This is a genomic window from Sulfurimonas sp. (genome assembly GCF_026988655.1).
In the GTDB taxonomy this organism is placed as follows: Bacteria; Campylobacterota; Campylobacteria; order Campylobacterales; family Sulfurimonadaceae; genus Sulfurimonas.
In genome coordinates this window covers 1-2,971 of record NZ_JALSKT010000007.1, presented here as the reverse complement: position 1 = coordinate 2,971, position 2,971 = coordinate 1, and the positions used below count along the sequence as shown (strand labels likewise).

Genomic DNA, 2,971 nt, shown 5'->3' with positions numbered 1-2,971 from the left:
GCAGTTTTAAGTGCAGTAAAAGCGTTCAATTCAACAAAATGCAATATTTTATTTGACAAAAAATTAAATAACTGTAAAGCCTGATGAAGAGATACAGGCACTATAAAAAAGACAAGGCAATTGTCTTGTCTTGTTTTGGCTCAGTTATAGAGCAACAGAGATACTTGGATTTAAAAGAGATTGTGAAAAAAGAGTTTCTATCTTGTGATGTATATCTTAGTTTTAGCTCTCGTATGGTTTTAAAGCATCTTGCTAGAAAAGATGAAAAGTTTAAGAACTTGGCACAAGTTTTAGCAGATGTTGATATGCTTGGATACAAACATATAGTAGTAAGTTCAATCAACCTTTTTCCAACAGATGAGCATGAGTTTATGAAGAAGATTGTAGATGGATTTGCTAGTTTTTCTTTAGCAAACATAAACTATACCGATGCAATTTTGACCAAAACAAAGCAGACAAGCAGGTTTTTAAAAGATTTGTATTTTGAGATATCACATGAGCAGACTGCAAACCTGTTTGTGATTCATGGGACTCCAAAGCTAGATACATTAGGGATTGAGTCTATTAACTACTGTGCTAAGTATCTGGAGTTTTTAGATGAGCGTAATTTTGCATTTTCATTAGAGGGTGCATTTGCTTATAGTGATGTTAAAGATGTTATAAAAGAAAATATCAGGAAAAAAGGCTTCAAAAAGGTGCAAGTCATACCTATGCTTTTAGTTAGTGGAAACCACTACGAAAAAGATATGCATGATATAAAAGATGACTTCTTGAGTGATTTTGACTCCTCTATGGCGACTTTAGAAGATCAAAAAAGTTTTAACCTTTTAGGGGTAACTAATATCCAAGATATTGTTTTAGAAAATATCAAAGAGACATTTACCAAATCAGGATATGCACTTTGAAAAAACTCTATATGGTTTCACTTGGACCTGGTGATTTTGAGTTAGTGAGCTTGAAAGCTCTTAGGGTCTTAAAACAGAGCGATGCTATCTGCGTTCCAACTAAAAGCAAGGGAAGTTTTGAGAAGTCTATAAGCTACAAGATTGTCAAGAAGCTTATGAATGAGTTTGGATTTAACAAAGAGATTATACCACTTTATGCTCCAATGCAGTTCAAAAAAGAGGATTGGCAGTCTCAAGTAGATGCTATCTTAGAAGCCTTTACATGTAGAGATAAAGTTAGCTTTGTTACTCTTGGAGATAGTGCGATTTATAGTAGTGTTTACTATCTTTTGGATCTAATTAAAGAGCAAAATGCAGATGTTTATGAAAATGCAGAAGTTATAGCTGGTATCACCTCCTTTTCTCAAGCTTCAGCAGTTATAAAAAAACCTCTTTGTGTTGGAGATAGTGCTTTAGAGATAGTGCCTCTTTTGGGTAAAGATGTACCAAAAACAAAAATCTATATGCGACCAAAAATAGGCATGGATACTGCAGTCATAAAAGAGCAAGGAAGTCTTTATACTTTTGAGAATTTAAACTTTAAAGATGAAAACATAGTTAAAGGGAAAAAGAGCAGAGTCGAGAAGTATATGACTCTGTTTATTGATTTTTTTAGATGAGACGAGCAGAGTTTGGGCATACCGATGAGGTATATTTTGATAGTGATGGAACAGTTTTAAAGCTGTTTAACCAAGCCTCAAAAGAGCAGATTGAAGAGGAGATAAAGCTTTTAAAAAAACTTGAACATTTAAAAGTTCCAAAGGTTATGGGCGAGCTTTTTACATGTAGAGGTAAACTAGCTTTAAGATATACAAAGCTTGAAGGTAAGAGTAAAAAACATATAAACAGTTTTGAGCTTGAAGAGTTGGCACTGTTTTTAAAAGAGTTTCACGCACTTAATCTAAAATCAAACAACCCAAAACTTTTTACAAAAAAAAGAGTAAGAGAGCTTGTTTTAAATTCGAATGATGAGAGACTAAAAGAGGTTTTTAACTCGCTTAAGGTTGAGCCAAAAGAGAGCTTTGTGATTCATGGCGATCTTTTTTGGGATAATATTGTGTTTGAAGAAAACCGACTTGGTGGAGTGTTTGATTTTATAGATGCATGTGAAGGGGACCCTCTTTTTGAGTTAGCGGTTGTTAGCTTCTCTTTTGGTCTAAATTGTGAACAAAAAAGAGGCTTGTTGAGGACTTATGGTATGGCAGTAGAAGTTGATGAGCTAAATGAGTATATAAAGTATGCTCTTGTTTATTACTGTGCATGCAGGGTAAAAGTCGGAAGAGATTATAAAGATTTAATGAGGTTATTATGATAAAAAAAATAGTAGGAAATGTTGATTTTATAGAAAATCTAAGAGGAAAAAGTGCTTCTTTTGCTTTGAGCATTAGCACAACAAAAACTTGCGAGATAGAGGGCATAACACAAGCTGGAATCCCAGGACTCATACACCTTACACCAACTCTTGATGCTGAGTTTCTGTGTACAGGAGAGGTTAGAAGTCTTGAGAGTATAGCCGAAACTCCAAAAGGAGTTCCAACACCTGCACTTATAAGCCGTGCTGTGCATCTTTTAAAACCATTTTACAGGTTAGAACTATTTGATTTAGGTGCGCAAGTAAAACCAGAACTGGACTATTTTGATGTACATAGTTTTGGTCTAAATCCATCTTTGAGTATAGAAAATGGAGCCAATATAGAGGCAAAAAAACTTTTCGATATGGGTGTTGAGTTTGCCTCAAAGTATGAGCTAAAAACAGACTATCTCATACTAGCAGAGAGTGTTCCAAGCGGAACTACAACAGCTCTCACAACGGCACTTGCACTTGGTTATGACTGTAAAGATAAATTTAGTAGCAGTTTTAAAGATGCCCCACTTAGCATAAAGCAAAGGGTGGTAGAGAGTGCATTAAAAAACATCGTCCAAAGCGATGATGAGTTCGATAAGCTCTCAAAAGTAAGTGACAATATGCTCATCTTTAATGCTGGTTTTGTAGTGGGAGCTTGCAAAAGAGGTATGCCTTTAGTTTT

Annotated in this window: 4 protein-coding genes; all 4 read left to right on the top strand. The window is 34.8% G+C overall.

What is annotated here, in order from left to right:
* Positions 1-83 precede the first annotated feature (83 nt).
* On the top strand, positions 84-905 hold the full coding sequence (locus MV052_RS00545) for a sirohydrochlorin cobaltochelatase (RefSeq protein WP_297439926.1): 822 nt from the start codon (positions 84-86) through the stop codon (positions 903-905).
* Complete coding sequence (locus tag MV052_RS00540; RefSeq protein WP_297439924.1) at positions 902-1,564, top strand: precorrin-2 C(20)-methyltransferase; 663 nt, start codon at positions 902-904, stop codon at positions 1,562-1,564. Before MV052_RS00545 ends, MV052_RS00540 begins: the two co-directional genes overlap by 4 nt.
* On the top strand, positions 1,561-2,256 hold the full coding sequence (locus MV052_RS00535; RefSeq protein WP_297439922.1) for a phosphotransferase: 696 nt from the start codon (positions 1,561-1,563) through the stop codon (positions 2,254-2,256). The genes MV052_RS00540 and MV052_RS00535 overlap by 4 nt, the downstream gene beginning before the upstream one ends.
* On the top strand, positions 2,253-2,971 hold a 719-nt coding region (locus MV052_RS00530), incomplete at its 3' end, for a nicotinate-nucleotide--dimethylbenzimidazole phosphoribosyltransferase (protein ID WP_297439920.1). The genes MV052_RS00535 and MV052_RS00530, both read left to right, overlap by 4 nt.

What these genes read in the sequence shown, in the direction of transcription:
- MV052_RS00535 (WP_297439922.1), top strand. Translation starts at nt 1,561, where the DNA reads ATGAGACGAGCAGAGTTTGGGCATACCGATGAGGTATATTTTGATAGT.
- MV052_RS00545 (WP_297439926.1), top strand. Translation starts at nt 84, where the DNA reads ATGAAGAGATACAGGCACTATAAAAAAGACAAGGCAATTGTCTTGTCT.